General features: G+C 65.6%; 14 protein-coding genes and 2 tRNA genes. 9 read left to right on the top strand and 7 right to left on the bottom strand.

Going from position 1 to position 16,041, the window contains the following annotated elements; all coding sequences use genetic code 11:
• Nucleotides 1-25: 25 nt before the first annotated feature.
• The 3 genes from LH407_RS08310 (at nt 26) to LH407_RS08300 (ending at nt 4,953) form a co-directional block, all read left to right on the top strand.
• Complete coding sequence (locus LH407_RS08310; protein ID WP_322134457.1) at nt 26-3,037, top strand: cell wall-binding repeat-containing protein; 3,012 nt, start codon at nt 26-28, stop codon at nt 3,035-3,037.
• Between the two features lie 204 nt (nt 3,038-3,241).
• Nucleotides 3,242-3,661 carry a helix-turn-helix transcriptional regulator gene (locus LH407_RS08305; protein ID WP_322134458.1) on the top strand — a complete coding sequence of 140 codons (420 nt, stop codon included), beginning with the start codon at nt 3,242-3,244 and terminating at the stop codon, nt 3,659-3,661.
• Complete coding sequence (locus LH407_RS08300; RefSeq protein WP_322134459.1) at nt 3,658-4,953, top strand: HipA domain-containing protein; 1,296 nt, start codon at nt 3,658-3,660, stop codon at nt 4,951-4,953. Before LH407_RS08305 ends, LH407_RS08300 begins: the two co-directional genes overlap by 4 nt.
• 21 nt (nt 4,954-4,974) lie before the next feature.
• Here the strand turns inward: LH407_RS08300 and LH407_RS08295 are convergent, their stop codons facing one another.
• Both LH407_RS08295 and LH407_RS08290 read right to left on the bottom strand, forming a co-directional pair.
• Nucleotides 4,975-5,901: a DUF5996 family protein gene (locus LH407_RS08295; RefSeq protein WP_322134460.1), complete on the bottom strand. Its 927-nt coding sequence runs from the start codon at nt 5,899-5,901 to the stop codon at nt 4,975-4,977.
• 9 nt (nt 5,902-5,910) lie between these two features.
• On the bottom strand, nt 5,911-8,364 hold the full coding sequence (locus LH407_RS08290) for an endo-1,4-beta-xylanase (RefSeq protein WP_322134461.1): 2,454 nt from the start codon (nt 8,362-8,364) through the stop codon (nt 5,911-5,913).
• Between the two features lie 253 nt (nt 8,365-8,617).
• Here LH407_RS08290 and LH407_RS08285 point away from each other — a divergent pair, with 253 nt between their 5' ends.
• The 4 genes from LH407_RS08285 (at nt 8,618) to LH407_RS08270 (ending at nt 10,060) form a co-directional block, all read left to right on the top strand.
• Nucleotides 8,618-8,884, top strand: coding sequence for a hypothetical protein (locus LH407_RS08285; RefSeq protein WP_322134462.1), 267 nt, complete (start codon nt 8,618-8,620; stop codon nt 8,882-8,884).
• A 189-nt stretch (nt 8,885-9,073) separates the two neighbouring features.
• Nucleotides 9,074-9,304, top strand: coding sequence for a hypothetical protein (locus LH407_RS08280; protein WP_322134463.1), 231 nt, complete (start codon nt 9,074-9,076; stop codon nt 9,302-9,304).
• A gap of 72 nt (nt 9,305-9,376) precedes the next feature.
• Nucleotides 9,377-9,634, top strand: coding sequence for a hypothetical protein (locus LH407_RS08275; protein WP_322134464.1), 258 nt, complete (start codon nt 9,377-9,379; stop codon nt 9,632-9,634).
• Between the two features lie 279 nt (nt 9,635-9,913).
• Nucleotides 9,914-10,060 (top strand): hypothetical protein, encoded by a 147-nt coding sequence (locus LH407_RS08270; protein ID WP_322134465.1) that lies wholly within the window; start codon nt 9,914-9,916, stop codon nt 10,058-10,060.
• 197 nt (nt 10,061-10,257) lie between these two features.
• Here the strand turns inward: LH407_RS08270 and LH407_RS08265 are convergent.
• From LH407_RS08265 to serS, 5 genes are all read right to left on the bottom strand, one after another.
• A tRNA-Ser gene (locus LH407_RS08265) sits at nt 10,258-10,347 on the bottom strand.
• A gap of 131 nt (nt 10,348-10,478) precedes the next feature.
• Nucleotides 10,479-11,735: an LCP family protein gene (locus LH407_RS08260; protein WP_322134466.1), complete on the bottom strand. Its 1,257-nt coding sequence runs from the start codon at nt 11,733-11,735 to the stop codon at nt 10,479-10,481.
• A gap of 40 nt (nt 11,736-11,775) precedes the next feature.
• Nucleotides 11,776-11,860: transfer RNA gene (locus LH407_RS08255), tRNA-Ser, on the bottom strand.
• 58 nt (nt 11,861-11,918) lie between these two features.
• Nucleotides 11,919-12,722: an HAD family hydrolase gene (locus LH407_RS08250; protein WP_322134467.1), complete on the bottom strand. Its 804-nt coding sequence runs from the start codon at nt 12,720-12,722 to the stop codon at nt 11,919-11,921.
• The gene (gene serS / locus LH407_RS08245; RefSeq protein ID WP_322134468.1) at nt 12,719-13,981 is read right to left on the bottom strand and encodes a serine--tRNA ligase; all 1,263 of its coding nucleotides are present in this window, start codon (nt 13,979-13,981) and stop codon (nt 12,719-12,721) included. The genes LH407_RS08250 and serS overlap by 4 nt, the downstream gene beginning before the upstream one ends.
• 37 nt (nt 13,982-14,018) lie before the next feature.
• Between serS and LH407_RS08240 the strand changes: the two genes are divergently transcribed.
• Nucleotides 14,019-15,008 carry a diacylglycerol/lipid kinase family protein gene (locus LH407_RS08240; protein WP_322134469.1) on the top strand — a complete coding sequence of 330 codons (990 nt, stop codon included), beginning with the start codon at nt 14,019-14,021 and terminating at the stop codon, nt 15,006-15,008.
• A gap of 138 nt (nt 15,009-15,146) precedes the next feature.
• Complete coding sequence (locus LH407_RS08235; RefSeq protein ID WP_322134470.1) at nt 15,147-16,037, top strand: endonuclease domain-containing protein; 891 nt, start codon at nt 15,147-15,149, stop codon at nt 16,035-16,037.
• The last annotated feature ends 4 nt before the right edge of the window (nt 16,038-16,041 follow it).

Here is a 16,041-nt window from a genome sequence, read left to right as displayed (position 1 = left end):
TCAGGTGAGAGTAAGGAAAACGAGGGTGTCCACCCGGGCACTCGTGACCGCAGCACTCGTAGCGCTGATGTCGACGACCTTCGCGGCGACAGCATCGCAGGCCGCCGACGAAGAACTCATCGTCAACGGCGGCTTCGAGAGCGGACTGACCGGCTGGTTCGTCAACAACGGAAACGCTTCGGATGGTGCGGCCCTGTCGCTCACAACGGACGCGTTCTCCGGCAGCAATGCCGTGCTGACGACCGGTCGCCAGACGACCGGCTCTGGGCCGATGCAGGATTTGAGCGGGAAGGTGACCGCGGGTGGCACCTACACGATCAAGGCGCGCATCAAGTACACCAACCCCAATAGCCCGGCGACGAAGCAGTTCTTCGCGACCATGCACTACGGGGGCAGCACGTACACCAACCTCGGTACCGTGACGCCGGCCCGTGGGCAGTGGGGTTACATCAACACGACGTTCACGATCCCCGCGAACCAAAGTGTTGCGACTGCGCGGCTCTTCCTGGAGACCCCGTGGACGCAAACGCCGAGCACGGCACCCGACACACACCTCATGGACTTCATCGTCGATGATGTGTCGCTCGTCGGCACGGCGCCGCCTCCGCCACCCACTCCCGGCTCCAAGACGATCGAGGTCGTCGGAAAGCTCCCGGGTGACCACAACCCACTCATCGGACACAAGTTCGGTGCCGACGGTTTCGGTTACGCCGAGAACGGCCGCGTGTACATGTTCATGACAAACGACACGCAGGGTTACGCGCCGGACGCCAACACCGGCATCTCTCCCGGAATCAACTACGGCAACATCAACCAGATCACTCTGATCTCCTCGGAGGACATGGTGAACTGGGTCGACCACGGTGAGATTCAGGTCGCGGGCCCGCAAGGTATCGCCCCGTACACGAACAACTCGTGGGCACCGGGCTTCGCCAAGAAGACCATCAACGGCGTGGACAAGTACTTCCTCTACTACGCCAACGGCGGTGGCTCGAGCAACGTCATCGTCGGCGACTCGCCTCTCGGGCCGTGGACGAACGTACGCTCCAGCACACTCATCAACGGAAGCACCCCCGGTGCCGCCGGTGTGAGCTGGTTGTTCGACCCTGCACCGTTCGTGGATGACGACGGCGAGGAGTACCTCTACTTCGGTGGCGGCCCCGCGTCGACGAGCTTCCCGGCATCCGAACGCTTCAACAACCCGAAGAACATCCGCGGCATCGGTCTCGCCAGCGACATGGTGAACACCGAGGGAACCGCCTTCGTGGTGGACGCTCCCGTCGCCTTCGAGGCAGCGCACGTGTTCAAGCGCGAGGACAAGTACTACCTCTCGTACTCGTCGCACTTCGGTGGCAACGACTTCGGTGGCAACCAGACGCCGCTCCCCGGCTACCCGGGAGGCGGACAGATTGGCTACATGATGTCGGATGACCCGACCGTGTGGACGGCGGCAGAGTACGCGGGTGTCATGTTCCCGAACCAGTCCCAGTTCTTCGGAGCGGGCACGGGCGGCAACAACCACCAGTCGGTGTTCGAGTTCGAGGGCAAGTACTACTTCACGTACCACGCGCCCACGCTCAACAAGCGCATCACCGGAGACACCACTCAGGGATACCGCAGCCCGCACATCCAGGAGCTGAACTTCAACGAGGACGGCACCGTGCAGCAGGTTGTCGGCACCTACGCTGGTGCCGACCAGGTGCGCAACTTCGACCCGTTCCGCGTCTTCGAGGCGGAGACCTTCGGATGGTCGAAGGGAATCGCGACGGAGAAGGTCAGCGGCGTCTCGACGCAGTTCGGCAACGGAACACCCAACCTCATCGTCAAGGACATCGACAACGGTGACTGGACGGCGCTCTCCGCTGTCGACTTCGGCACCGAGGGTGCCGCGTCGGTGACGGTCAAGGTGAAGCCGCTGCAGGCTGGCGGACAGATCCAGGTTCGTGCGGGAAGCAACACGGGCACCGTGCTCGCCACGCTCCCCGTGAGCGGAACGACCGGCGAGTGGACGGAGCTCACCGCAAGCCTCACCGGGGCAGTCGGAGTGCACGACGTGTACTTCACCTACTCGGGCCCCGCGGGCGACCTCTTCGAGCTCGACACGTGGGAATTCTCGGCCGACGAGCCTCAGCCGGGTGACATCGTGGTCGACCGTATCGCCGGTGCCAACCGGTACGAGGTCGCGGTGAACATCTCGCAGGAGGCCTACCCGGACGGCGCCCCCGTCGTCTACGTCGCGAGCGGCGAGAACTACCCGGACGCCCTGTCGGCGGGTCCGGCAGCCGCGAACGAGGGCGGTCCGCTCCTGCTGGTGCGTCCCAACGAGGTGCCCGCCGTGGTTGCGGCCGAGCTCGACAGGCTCGACCCCGAGCGGATCGTTGTGGTGGGAGGTACCGCATCGGTGAATGCCGACGTGTACTTCACCCTCACCGCGAAGGCCGACGAGATCGACCGGGTCGCCGGAGCAAACCGCTTCGAAGTCTCGCGAAACCTCGCGGAGTACGCGTTCGGTGACGATGTCCCGTTCGCCTACATCGCGACGGGGGAGAAGTTCCCCGACGCGTTGGCCGCCGGTGGTGCCGCAGGAACGAAGGATGCACCTGTGATCCTCGTTGGTGGTTCGGCCAGCACTCTGGATGACGCGACCGCAGACCTCCTCGAGGGGCTCGGCACGACCGACATCCGAGTGCTCGGTGGTGAGGCATCCGTCACGGCGGGCATCCTCACCGACCTCGAAGCGATCGGTGAGACCGTGCGCCTCGGCGGCGCCAACCGCTACGAGGCTGCACGAGCCATCAACAGTGACGCATTCGACAGCGCAGAGCACGCGCTCATCGCGACGGGGCTGAACTTCCCCGACGCGCTGGCAGGCTCCGCGTGGGCCGCCGCCGCGGGAGCTCCGCTCTACGTGGTGCCTGGCACATGCGTCACCGCGGGCGTGCTCGACGACCTCGACACCCTCGGCGTCACACACGTGACACTCCTGGGAGGAGAGGCATCGCTCACTCCGGAGGTGTTCGCACTCACCTCGTGCTAACGCTGTAATAACACGGCAGCGGCCGTCGCGATCCCCCATCGCGGCGGCCGTTGTTGTGTTAGCGGGAGACCATTGACGTCCGCGTACGATGTCGGATTTTTGGACAGCTCAGGATGTTCTATTTAGCTACCATCTAGGATAAGGTAGATTTATATAACACACGACCGGTGTGCGAATTTTTGAACATCAGATGGAGGTGTCAACGTGAAGGTGCAGACGCCCTCAGACCTTGCCCGCCTGATCAAAAATGCCCGCGTCCGGCGTAACCTCACACAGCAGGACATCGCGGACGCAGTGGGCATCACCCGCCAGTCCCTCGCGCGCGTCGAACGCGGCAACGGTGGCACGTCCTTCGACACGGTACTGCTTATCCTCGACCACCTCGGCGTCCATCTGAACGCCACTACGGATCGCGACACCACCGCTCCCGCAGCAGTCGCCCCGTGGGATGCCGCTCAGGCCGCGGTCGACGCGCTCAACAGACGCATCACACCGCGGATCGACTCGCGTGCGCTTGCCATCCCCGGCTCCGTTCTGAGTGGCCAATCGCGGGCGGAAGGCGACTTCCGGGCCACCGCCGAGCCGCAGGAAGGTGGCCCGGACAGTACAGAGGGTCTCTCGTGATCCGCGCCCTCGACGTTTACCTCTACGACGCACACGTCGCCAGGGTCACCCGGCGAGGCGACAACCTGCAACTGCGCTACCTGCCCGAGTACATCGAGTCGGACGACCCCGTCCCCATCTCCGTGACACTCCCCGTCGTCAATACTCCGTTCGGTAACGACGACACGAAGCGGTTCCTCGACAATCTCCTACCCGACCGCGCTGATGTCCGTTCCCGCTGGGCGCAGGGAGCACAGCTCACCAGCGACAGCACCTTCGACTTGCTCTCCGTCTACGGCGCGGATGTCGCTGGCGCGCTTGAGTTCTACGCCGCGGGCACATCACCGAGGCAGGAGGAGAACCTGACGCCACTGACCGACAAGGAGATCGGCGACCGGATCAGGCAAATCCGCCAAGACGACTCCGACTGGCTACAGAATCGCGCCGTCGAAGAGGGGTTTTCGCTCGGCGGCGCTCAGGGCAAGTTCGCGCTCACCCTCCGCGACGAACAGTGGTTCGAGCCCTCCGGGCGCCAGCCATCGACACACATCTTCAAGCCGGGCATCCAAGCGCTGCACGGCTCCGACGTCACGGAGCACATCACGCTTCAGGTCGCGCGGCTGCTCGGGATAGACGCGGCCGCATCCGCAATCGCCGAATTCGACGGCGAGCACGTCCTCGTCGTTGAGCGCTTTGACCGCTTCGACGACCGCGGCACAATTCGCCGACTCCACCAGGAAGACCTCGCGCAAGCCACTGGGACGCCGCGCGTCCAGAAGTATGAAGCCGATGGCGGCCCTGGCTACCGCGACATTTTCACCGTCTTCGACCGCAACCTCAGCGCCAGCGACGCCAAGACTGCCAAAGAGCGGTTCGCGAAGCTGCACGTTTTCTCGTGGATCATCGGACACAACGATGGGCACTCCAAGAACTACTCTCTGAGCCATGTACGGGGACGCAGCGTGCTCGCCCCCTTTTACGACCTCAACAGTTCGCTACCGTTCAAACAGCGAGAGCAAGTCCTCGCTCACGACCCTTCCGTCTTCGACAATGTCGAGCTCGCCTTCGCCGTTGGCGGTGCGAACACTCTGGGCACCTTTAACGGCGATAGCATTCGACACCTCGAAGCCGACGCGGGAGTCGCCGAAGGCCACCTGCGGGACTTCGCTCTCCAGATCGCCAGCCTGCTCCAGTTCGTTGTCGCCGACGCCATCGAACCGCTCCCTGAGCGCCTGAAGGAGCTTTCTGCCGTCACGCTCTACCCGCACGCTACCTACACGCAGACCCTCAGAGTTCTCAGCGCCCTCGCCTGACCAACCTCGCTGAGTGACCCGTCAGCGAGAGAGAAGCGGGTCGGTCACCCCGTCGTCGCACGCGTACCGCGCAATGTCCCAACCTGCCAGCTCGGCACCCGCCAGGTAGGCGCTCTGGAAGAAGGCGAGCACAGCCCGGCGGACGTCACCCGTCGCGATGGCGGCCTCGAGCGGATACACGGCGAGATGGCTCGCGCCTCTGTCGAGCCACTCCGCTCCCGTCGGCAACGCGCGCTCGGCAATACCGGCGGGCTCTGGCGATGTGTAGGAGTAGAACGCCGGCGCCGGGTAGCTTTCGTCGCCGAACCAGAAACCGAAGCTCACCACCTCACGCGAGTACGCCTCGCGCGTGACCGAGTCGGAGCTCGCATCGTGCGGGACAACGACATCGGAGAACCGAGTCGCGGCAATGTCGAAGGTGTGCCAGAAATGATGCACGGGGCTTGTTTTGCCCGAGAAGCGTCCGCTGAACTCCTCGAGGATGAGGTTGACCGCGGAGAGAGTGCGCCAGTACGCGGACACCGCCGCCGGGTCGTACGTCGCATGCTCGGTGTCCTCCGCGAAGGGGCGTTCGGTGTCGGGGAGATCGAAGGGTGTCGCGTGGGCGACGGCCGTGGCATCCGCGCCCACCTCGTTGAGGGCACGCGAGAACTCCCGGTGGAAGTCGGCGACGCTCAGTCCGATGAGGCTGAAAGAAGCGCGGCGGCCTTCGTCAGTGGCGACAACCAGCCGGTGGTCGATGAAGTCGAAATCGACCGCGAAGATGGGCCCACGCCCCATCGGTCGTGTCGTGATGCCAGACCCCGTGACGTGGAAGGGCACGTTCCACCAGTGGTTGCGGCGGGGGCTCTCCGCGAGCCTCAGCTTGCCGACCACCTGCGCGAAGCGGTGCAGTGTCTCCTTCGTGGGTCGCCAGTCGTCATAGGGAAGCATGCGGATCTGCGTCACACACCGACCCTAACCGCACGGTGTGAGCGCGGCCACGGCCGGAGACAGCGACGCCTCGCCGCCGAGGAGTGTGACGTGCGACGCTCCCAGTTCGTCGATGTCGGCGAGCACTCCGGGCGTCACACACGACCCCGGCACAACGAAGAGCGGCGCACCCGCCGCGGCAGCCCACGCCGACCCGGCGAGCGCATCGGGAAAATTGATGCCCGTCGCGATGAGCACACGCTCGGCCGTGTCGAAGGCGTCCGCGTTGATCGTCCTGGCGGCCTCGTACCGGTCGGCCCCACCCAGACGAACGGCCTCACCTCGCGCCGCGAGATCCGCGAAGACTCCGGCGCTCACGGATGCCTCGCCCCCCAGCACTCGCACCCGCTCCGCGCTCAGGCTCCCGAGCACTCCTGCCGTCGCCGCGTCGAGCGAGGGGGACGACCCGCGCACGAGGATCACGGGCGCCTCCCGCACCCCGGCGGCCCCTCCCGCCGAGAGCGCATCGGGAAACTTCTCACCCGTCGCCACGTAGGCGTACTCGACGTCACCGAAGGCGTACTCCGCGACGGCACGCGACACCTCGAATCGATCGGCACCAGCCACCCGGTCGATCTCCTCGGCGAGCCCGGCGAGCTGAGTGAAGACACTCTCCCCCACGGATGCCGGGCCCCCGACCACCACGATCCGCGCGGGGTCGAGGCGCGTGATCTCGGCCGCGATCGCGGCAGGCACCTCGTTCGGTCGCACCAACAGCAGCGGACCGCCTTCGAGGGCCGCCGCGGGACCAGCGGAGAGGGCATCCGGGTATGCCTCACCGTTGACCACGTACACAACGGGCGCCGTTGTCGGGTAGGCGGCTTGGGATATGCCGACCGCCACGTCGTACCGTGTCGCTCCCCCAATGCGATCGACGATGCGCTCCGGCTCGGGTTCGACGTACGCGGCCTCGAGGGCGTCGATAACACCGCGGTAGGCAGGTTTCGCGTTGTAGGAGTCGTCGAGGAGAAGCGGCGCCCCATCAGCCGACCGCCAACTGCGGCCATCGCGAAGGCCCCAGAAGGTGACCGAGTAGAGGTCGTCGGCTTTTTCGGTGAAAAGCTCAAAAGCGCTGCGGTAGAAGTTCTCCTGGGTGGTGAGCCTGGCTGGCGTGACCGGCGTGCCCGTCACCGCGTCGAGCTCCGTCACCGCTTGGGTCACGGGCAGGCCGGAGAACGCGTCGAGGGCGCTGCGCAGCTGCCCGACATTGATCGACGCCGTCACATGGAACTGATGCCCAACCCCATCGACGGGCACGCCGCGCGCGAGGAGTCGCGTGACGAGTGCCTGGTAGCGGTCGCGTTTGCCCGCCCACTCGGTGCTGTACTCGTTGATGAACAAGGTGACCGGTCGATCCGCGCCGGCCGCCGCGTACGTTTCGTTGAACGCCTCGTCGGCGTAGTGGAACGCGAGATCCACGAACTCCTCGCCGAGGATGCGGTACCACTCGCTGCGGCGCATGCCGTCCTGGTACGAGGCGCTGTCGTCAATGACCTCGTTGACGACGTCGAACGCGACAACGGGGTTTCCGCCCCCGAACTCCCCGTAGCGGGTTGCGAGCAGGTCAGCGACCCCGAAGATGTGCGCACGCAGTCGGTCGCGCAGTATCTGACGGTCGGTCTCCGACGTCGTGAGCGCCTGACCGCTGCTGTTCTGGAAGAGCCATGACGGGGTCTGGGAGTGCCAGGCGAGCACGTGGCCGTAGACCGAGAGGTCGTTTGCCTGTGCGAAGTCCATGATCGCGATGGCCTGCGGATGCAGCCGCCTGTTGCGCTGGCCGTCGTAGAACGAGTCCGGCTTCATGTGGTTCTCGGCTGTGAGCTGCGAGTAGTCCTCGAGCACGGCGGCCGCAGCGGTTCCCGTCGTCTCGCGCTGGTCGATCGCGACGCCAATCGGGAAGGGCGCGATCGCCGCCATCGAGGTGTCCCGCGTGATTCGGATGTCGTCGACGTCGTAGGTGTACGGCCCGGTGAGGTTGCCGGTGCCCAGGTAGACGCTGAGAGTGTCGGATGCGGCATCCGTCGGCACCTCGTATGTTCCGGTGACCGTCGTCCACTGCCCGGCCACCACGGGTGTGTTGCCGACCCACGTGTAGCCGGGTTGCACAACGAACCGTGCCTCGGTGTTCGCGGTACCCGCAGCCAGCCGCACCCGCATGCTCATCGTGTAGGTCTTGCCCGCCACCAGCAGGCCGGTGGGGCTCGCGATTCCCGAGTAGTCGCTCGCGCGAGAACTCACCCGCAGAAAACTCTCACCGCCCTCGGTTACGACCGCCAGATTCGAGCCATCGATTCCGAAGGCACTCCAGCCGCCGAGGGTTCCGTCATTAAAATCGACGGCCGTCGCGGGGTAGTTGGCCGACACCGCGGGGGTGGCTACCACCACCGATCCGGCCAGTGCGAGTACGGCGATAACCGTGGCGATTCGTCTTGTGCGCATGCGGACGCCCCCGTGATCTGCTTCCGCCTCGTTGCGGTCGCCCTTCGACACTATGCGGAATGTGATCGCTAACACAACGATTCGAATGCGCTAACGGGATCCTGTCGCGCCGCTGGACGGTCGCGCGCGGGCCCGTCGCGTCGAGCAACGAAGCGCGCCGATAGCAAACTATTGACGGCTTCGCCAGCCCGCGCCGTGGTGAGGTTTTCTCGATAGCGTTCACTCAGGACGTCTACGCGAGGAAGGGGATACTGTGCCCGCCGACTCCCTCATTCAGCAACGCATCGCGATCGACCGGATGCGCATCTTCGGCGCCGTTGGCACTATCGCGGGCGCCGCACTCCTCATAGGAGGGCTTGCCTCCGCGTTCAGTTCAGAGACCCCCTCATGGTGGTTGCTCCCCGTGCCGCTTTTTCTGCTCGCGGCAGGGGTGACCCGGTTGGTCATCGCCCGACGAACGCGCATCGAGTTCGAAGCCGAGCACGGTCGCGACGCAGGTCGACAGGAGCCCGTGCGATAGGCCGCCCCGTCGGTCGTGGACGGTACCGTGATGCTGCGCGGCCGGGCGCTTTCGAACACGAGGGGCACGGTGGGCAGCAACACACGACACGGGGCGTCGCCTCAACCCTCCCCACATCGTCCCGAGGTTGTCCGCGACTGGACACCACCGTGGCCACCCATCTCCGTCGGTGAGGCGGAGTGGGTCATCATGCGCGACTCGAAATCCGAGCCCGCCGCCGTCGTGCGCGCCCTGAAGCTGGGCCCACGCAACGAGACCTTCTACCGCGTGGTGACGTGGGCGCCAACCTCGAAGGATCGCCAGCTGGTCGGATATTTCCCCACGCTGGCAGTCGCGGACCGTGCCGTTCTCTTCACACCGCCGCGACCGCGGATGCCCGACCCACGCACATCGTCAGGTCACGGTAAGTCAGACCGCTAGATGCCACTCGGCATAGTTGAGCCCGTTCCGCAACCCCTGGGCCAGCTGAGGGTCCCTCGCTAACGTGGCGGGATGGGAAACAACGGCACGTGGTGGCGCCGCTTCACCTGGCCGAGCGTGGTCTTCGTCGTTGCATCCGCAACTCTGGTGGGCCTGTCGATCTACAGGTTGACGGACCCGCCGGAGGGACCCGTCACCACAGTTCTGGTGTGGGCCCAACTGATCCTTCAGGCCGTCGTGCTTGTCGGGTTATTCGTGTGGCTGCTGAAGCCCGTCCTCTTCTGGCGCTCCGGCACGATAGGCGAGAACCCACCTAAGGCCGGCGAGTAGTGACTGCTCGATTTCTGTTCTGGTCAGGTGTGATCTGGGCTGTGGCCGCGACCTTCTACTTCGCCGGGTGGGCCGTGCGTCTCATTCGATCCGCCATCGGATCCCACCGAGGGGTTCACGTGGTGGACCAGCCTCGCCGGCGCGGTCATCTTCGGGTTGTGTTCAGCCATATTTCTCTGGGATTCGCGGAGGAAGCGCAAGCAAGAGGCGACAGAGGATGCCTCGGCGTCAGCGTCGCCCAACCCCCAGATAGTCAACGGCCGCGAGTCCGTCCGATACATGCTTATTGGATTCACGGGCACACTGTCGGTGGGGAGCTTCGTGTTGGGCCTTGTACTCGGTGAACCCCTGATCATCACGGGAGCCGCTCTTCTTCTCCTCGCGGCCATGTCCCTCGCGAACAACCCGTGGCGGCGATCGCGGTGAGGTGGTGGAACGAAAAAACCCGCCACGAGGGCGGGTCTTTTCATTCTGCGGAGACGGAGGGATTTGACTCCCCACCGAGCCGCCGGCCCGACCTACGGTCGGTCCGGACTGCGCGGCGTGGGCCCACGAGAGAATTCGCGTCCACCCATCCCTCCAGAACGAAAAAACCCGCCACGAGGGCGGGTCTTTTCGTTCTGCGGAGACGGAGGGATTTGAACCCTCGGTCCCCAATAAGGGGACTCCACCTTAGCAGGGTGGTGCACTCGGCCGGACTATGCGACGTCTCCAGTACCTGAGCCATCATAGCCGCATCTCACGGCATCCCGAGCCGCTCACCGTGAGGTGCCCAGTTCGGTGGGTCTCAGCCGCGAAACACCCACCGAAGTGGGCACCTCACGGGAGGGAAAAGAGCGGGCGGCTACTCGTTCGCGATCGAGCAGGTGTAGGCGTCGGCGGTCTGACCCGTGACACCCGAGACGACCGGCTTCTCCACGGGGGGAGCGGCCTCCTCGGTCGCGGTCGGGTCCGGGGTCGAGGGCTGCTCGGGGGCCGGCGCGTTCGGGTCGACAGTCGAACCGCGGTTGTCACCCTCGGCCTCCAGCGCAAACGGCTGGTCCGCGATGATGTACTGCATCAGCTGGTCGCCCGCGTAGGTGTCCGGCTGCACCTTGCCCTCGTAGAGACCGGAGCCTCCCGTGGTGCCCGGGTACTGCACAAACGTGACGTTCGACGGCGGGATGTCCTTGAGAGCAAGAGCGATCGACACCATCGTGTCGAGGCTTCCGAGGCTCGAGGAGAGCTGCATGTTCGTAAGCGCCGCGGATGCCAGGTCGTAGACCTTCTTCGGATCCGCGAGCGTCTCCTCCCCCTGCAGCTTGCGCACGAGGGACGAGAGGTACACCTGCTGCGAGGCGATACGCGTGAGGTCACTTCCGTCGCCCACACCGTGACGCGAACGGAGGAAGGCTAGGGCATCCACACCCTTCAGGTCGTAGGTTCCGGCTGCGTCGATCGTGAGACCCGTGTACGGGTCATTGATGGGGCCCGTCACACACACGGGAACACCGCCGATCGCGTCCCCCATGGCGATCACGCCGTTGAACGTGATGATGCCGGCGAACTGGATGGGCAGGCCGGTGAGCTCGGTGACCGTCTGTGCGACGCAGTCGAGGCCGCCGTAGTAGAGGGCAACGTTGATGGGCTCCGTCGAGTACCCCTTCGTGTCGCCGTCGCTGTCGGTGCACTCCGGGATGCCCACCACCATGTCACGCGGGAACGAGATCGCCACCGCGTTCGTCTGGTCCTGCGAAACGTGCAGCAGCATGTTGACGTCGTTGAGCTGACCGGTCTCCTCGGTCTCGTCACCGCCGATGCCGTTCTGGCCAGCGCGCGTGTCGCTACCGACGATGAGGATGTTGAAGCCACCCTCGATGGCGCCGATCTGGGGCAGCGGACCCTCGGTCGGCTGCGTCAGCTCGATCGTCGGTGCGATCTTCGACGTGAGGGAGTTGACGACAACGGCACTCACCGACACCGTGCTGACCAGCACGACGGCGAGGGAGATACCCAGGATCTGCAGCACGAGAGGCCACGCGCGATTGCGCTTGAGCTGTCCGTGACGGGCGATTCCTGGGGTCGCTGTACGCAGCTCAGACCTCGGTCGCAGTTCGCTCATTACTCGTCCCTTCATGCCCGCGGCGGGCACTCACACGAAGCGGAGGGCGTGGGATTCGAACCCACGAGACATTGCTGCCCACCAGTTTTCAAGACTGGCTCCATCGGCCACTCGGACAGCCCTCCCCGGCATGACCAGAGCACGAGTTTAGCCGACAGGCGCTCAGCGACCCTGACAAATTGGCTAGAGAGCCGCCAAAACGCTGGCAACGCCGTCCTCGAGGTCGGTCCCGGTGACCTCGCTTGCCACCGCGACAACCTCATCGGGAGCCTGACCCATCGCCACTCCACGACCCTCGGCGGCCGCCCACGAGAGCATGTCGATGTCGTTGCGGCCGTCCCCCACGGCAAGCACACGGGAGCGCGGGATGCCCAGCAGCTCGCGAACTCGCTCGAGCGCCGTTGCCTTGTTCACCCCGTCAGGTGCGATGTCCAACCATGCGGTCCAGCCGACGTTGTAGCTGACCTTGTGGAGACCCATCCGCTCCACCACGGAGAGGAAGTCCTCGATGGCGTGACCGGGGGAGATGACAACCACGCGAGTGGCGGGACCCTCCAGGAGCCGGTCGAACTCGACGGCTTCGGAGACGGCACCGAGCGTGCCATCCGGGAACCACCCCGTGTACCGGTAGTGGCCCTCCTCGTCCTCGACGGCGTAGTTGGCGAGCGGAAGGTTGTCGCGAATCGTGGTGAGCACCTCGGCGGGGTTGAACGACTCGACGTGGAAACGCGAGTACCCCAGCACGGCATCCGGGTCACGGCGCAGTGTGATCGCACCGTTCGAGCACACCACGTACTCCGGCCGGATTTCGAGTCGCTCCAGAATGGGGAGCGTCATTGCGACCGAGCGTCCCGTCGCGAGAGTCACCTCATGGCCGGCATCCCGCGCCGCACGCACGGCAGCGGTGACGGCGTCGCTCAGGTGGCCGCTCTCGTGGAGAACGGTTCCATCGATGTCGAGGGCGACCAGCCACCGCGCGGAGGTCACGGGGCGATGACCTCGACACCACCGAGGTAGGGGCGCAGGGCATCCGGAACCACCACGGAGCCGTCCTCCTGCTGGTGCGTCTCGAGGATGGCGACCAGCCAGCGGGTTGTCGCGAGCGTTCCGTTGAGTGTTGCCACCGGCGCGGTCTTGCCGGACTCGGTGCGGTAGCGCGTGTCCAGACGGCGGGCCTGGTAGGTCGTGCAATTGCTCGTGCTCGTGAGCTCGCGATACGTGCCCTGGGTCGGAACCCAGGCCTCGACGTCGAACTTGCGTGCCGCGCTCGACCCGAGGTCACCGGCCGCAACGTCGATCACCCGGTACGACAGGCCGCACGCCTGCAGCATCGACTCCTGATACGAGAGCAGCCGCTCGTGCTCCGCTTCCGCATCCTCCGGCAGCACGTAGCTGAACATCTCCAGCTTGTTGAACTGGTGCACGCGCAGGATGCCACGGTTGTCCTTACCCGCAGACCCCGCCTCGCGGCGGTAACAGGTCGACCAGCCGGCGTAACGCAGGGCGCCGCTCGAGAGGTCAAGGATCTCGTCCGAGTGGTACCCGGCGAGCGCCACCTCGCTCGTGCCGGTGAGGTACAGGTCGTCGCCCTTGTCCAGACGGTAGACCTCGTCGGCGTGCTCGCCAAGGAATCCCGTACCCGCCATGATCTCCGGGCGCACGAGGGTCGGAGTGATGAGCGGAGTGAAGCCGTGCTCGACTGCCTTCTCGAGGCCCAGGTTCATGAGCGCCAACTCGAGGCGAGCGCCGAGACCCTTCAGAAAGTAGAAACGACTACCCGAAACCTTCACGCCGCGTGCGATGTCGATGACATCGAGCAGCTCCCCGAGCTCGGCGTGGTCGCGGGGTTCGAAATCGAAGGATGCCGGCTGCCCGTGCTCACGGATGAGCCGCCAGTCGTCCTCGCCACCCGAAGGAACCCCCTCCAGCACGACGTTGGCGATGGCACCCGCAGCCTGCGTGAACTCGAGCTCGGCATCCGTCGCCGACTGCTGGGCGGCCTTCACACGTGCGGCGAGCTCCTGCGCTTGCGCGACGAGCTCCTTCTTCTGCTCTTTGGGGGCGGATGCGACGGTCTTACCGAACGCGTTCTGCTCCGCTCGCAGCGACTCGAACTCGGTGATCGCGGCGCGACGGGCAGCGTCCGCTTCGACCGCGCGGTCCACGGAATCCACGGATGCACCCCGCGCGATCTGCGAACGCTTGACGATGTCGGGGTTCTCGCGCAATAACTGGGGGTCGATCACGCCACCAGCCTACCCAGCGAGGAGGTAGCGTTAGCACGTGGCGAACCCCAAGGCCCAGGAGCGCAAGCCCGTCGCGGCCGTCGTCTTCAACCCCATCAAGGTGGATACCGAAAAGCTGCGCGCGGCGGTGACGAAAGCCGCAGAAGACGCCGAATGGGGCGAGACGATCTGGCTCGAGACCACCGAGGAAGACCCGGGGCAGGGCATCGTCGGCACGGCGATCCGTCGCAAAGCCGACGTGGTGCTTGCTGCGGGCGGCGATGGGACGGTGCGAGCCGTCGCCGAGGGTTTGCGTGATTCGGGCATCCCGCTCGTTATCGTCGCCGCCGGAACGGGCAATCTGCTCGCCCGCAACCTGGAGCTTCCGCTCACCGACCTCGACTCGGCTGTTGCGGCCGCGTTCACGGGTGAAGACCGCATCATCGACCTGGGCATCTCCGAGATCACGCGTGCCGACGGCGCAACTGAGGAGCACGCGTTCCTCGTCATGGCGGGGCTCGGGCTCGACGCGAAGATGATCAAGAACACGTCGACGAAACTCAAAAAGGCCGTCGGATGGCTCGCCTACATCGACGGCATCGCGCGCTCCCTCCCCGAGCTCAAACCCGTTCGCCTCAAGTACTCCCTCGACGGCGGGGTCGAGCGCGCCATGAGCGTGCACACGATCATCATCGGCAACTGCGGGGTGCTGCCCGGTGGGCTGCTGCTCATGCCGGAGGCGGAACCCGACGACGGTGTGCTCGACATCGCGGCGCTGCGCCCGCGCGGACCGTTCGGTTGGGCGCAGGTGTGGCGCAAGGTTGCGTGGGAGAACGGTGTGCTCCGCAAGTCCGCGATGGGGCGGAAGATCATCGATCTGTCGAAAGACGTGCGGGATGTCACGTACCTGAAGACTCGCGACATCCGGTTGCGCGTCGAGCACCCGCAGGAGTTCCAGCTCGACGGCGACGAGTTCGGCGAGGCCGTCTCCGTGCACACGTGGGTCGATCCTGGCGCCCTCACGGTGCGAGTTCCCGCGGGCTCGTAGGGGTTGCGCCCTCGGCTACCCCCACCGAGTGATGCCAAATGGCTGCTCTGCGCGGCTTCATAGCTGCCATTTGGCATCACTCGGCATCGCTGTGGAGAGCAAGAGTGACGTGATGAAGCGCTGGGGCAGGGTGCTGGGGTGCGGCGACCAGAACAACTCCCCGAGGAGACCCCGGTCGTCTTCACCACCACGGAGGGTCGCGCGCTCGGTGCGACGCGAGGTCGACTGCGCTCAAGCGACCTCGACCGTACCGTTCACGGCGTTCGACGCAGCGGCGGTGCGGATGCGACGCTGCTCGAGCGGTGCAGAATGCTGCTGCACCGCGCACCGGAGCATACGTTCCTGACGCACTCCACCGCTGCCCTGGTGTGGGGAGCGCCCCTGCCACTCCGCCTCGAGAGCAGTTCCCGCATCCATCTCGGAACGTATGCCGGCGCTGCCCCGCTGGTTTCCCGACACGTGATTGGTCATCGACTCGATGTGGCGCCCAGCGACGTCACGACGTGGGGTGGGCTGCGGGTTACCTCGCCAGCGCGCACGTGGTTCGACCTCGCGTCCGTGCTCAGGCTCGACGATCTCGTCGCGGTGGGCGACTACCTCATTCATCACAAGGCGCCGCTGACCGACCGCGTCGAGTTCGCGAAGGTTATCGGTCGCTCAGTGGGCAAGCGCGGAGTGCGACTCGCGCGGCAGGCACTCGAACTGCTCAGCGATCGGGCTGAGTCGCGGCCGGAGTCTCGGCTACGAGTGCTGCTCGTCACCTCGGGGCTGCCGACGCCCGACATCAATCATCCGCTCGTCGACACTCAGACCGGGCGGCAGGTTCGCCCGGACTTCACGTTTCCATCACACCGTTTGATTCTCGAGTATCAGGGTGACTACCACCGCACCCGCACCCAGTGGCGCCGCGACATGACGCGTCGAGCCCGCCTGGAGTCCCAGGGCTGGACGGTCATGGAGCTCAACGCGGACGACCTCAACGATCCGCGCGAACTCGTCACCCGCATCCAGCGCTCTCTAAGTCGCTGACTGT

It is taken from the genome of Antiquaquibacter oligotrophicus, assembly GCF_020535405.1.
Classification (GTDB): Bacteria; Actinomycetota; Actinomycetes; order Actinomycetales; family Microbacteriaceae; genus Rhodoglobus; species Rhodoglobus oligotrophicus.
The sequence above is the reverse complement of the archived record's forward strand: the minus strand, read 5'-3'. Positions and strand labels throughout refer to the sequence as shown.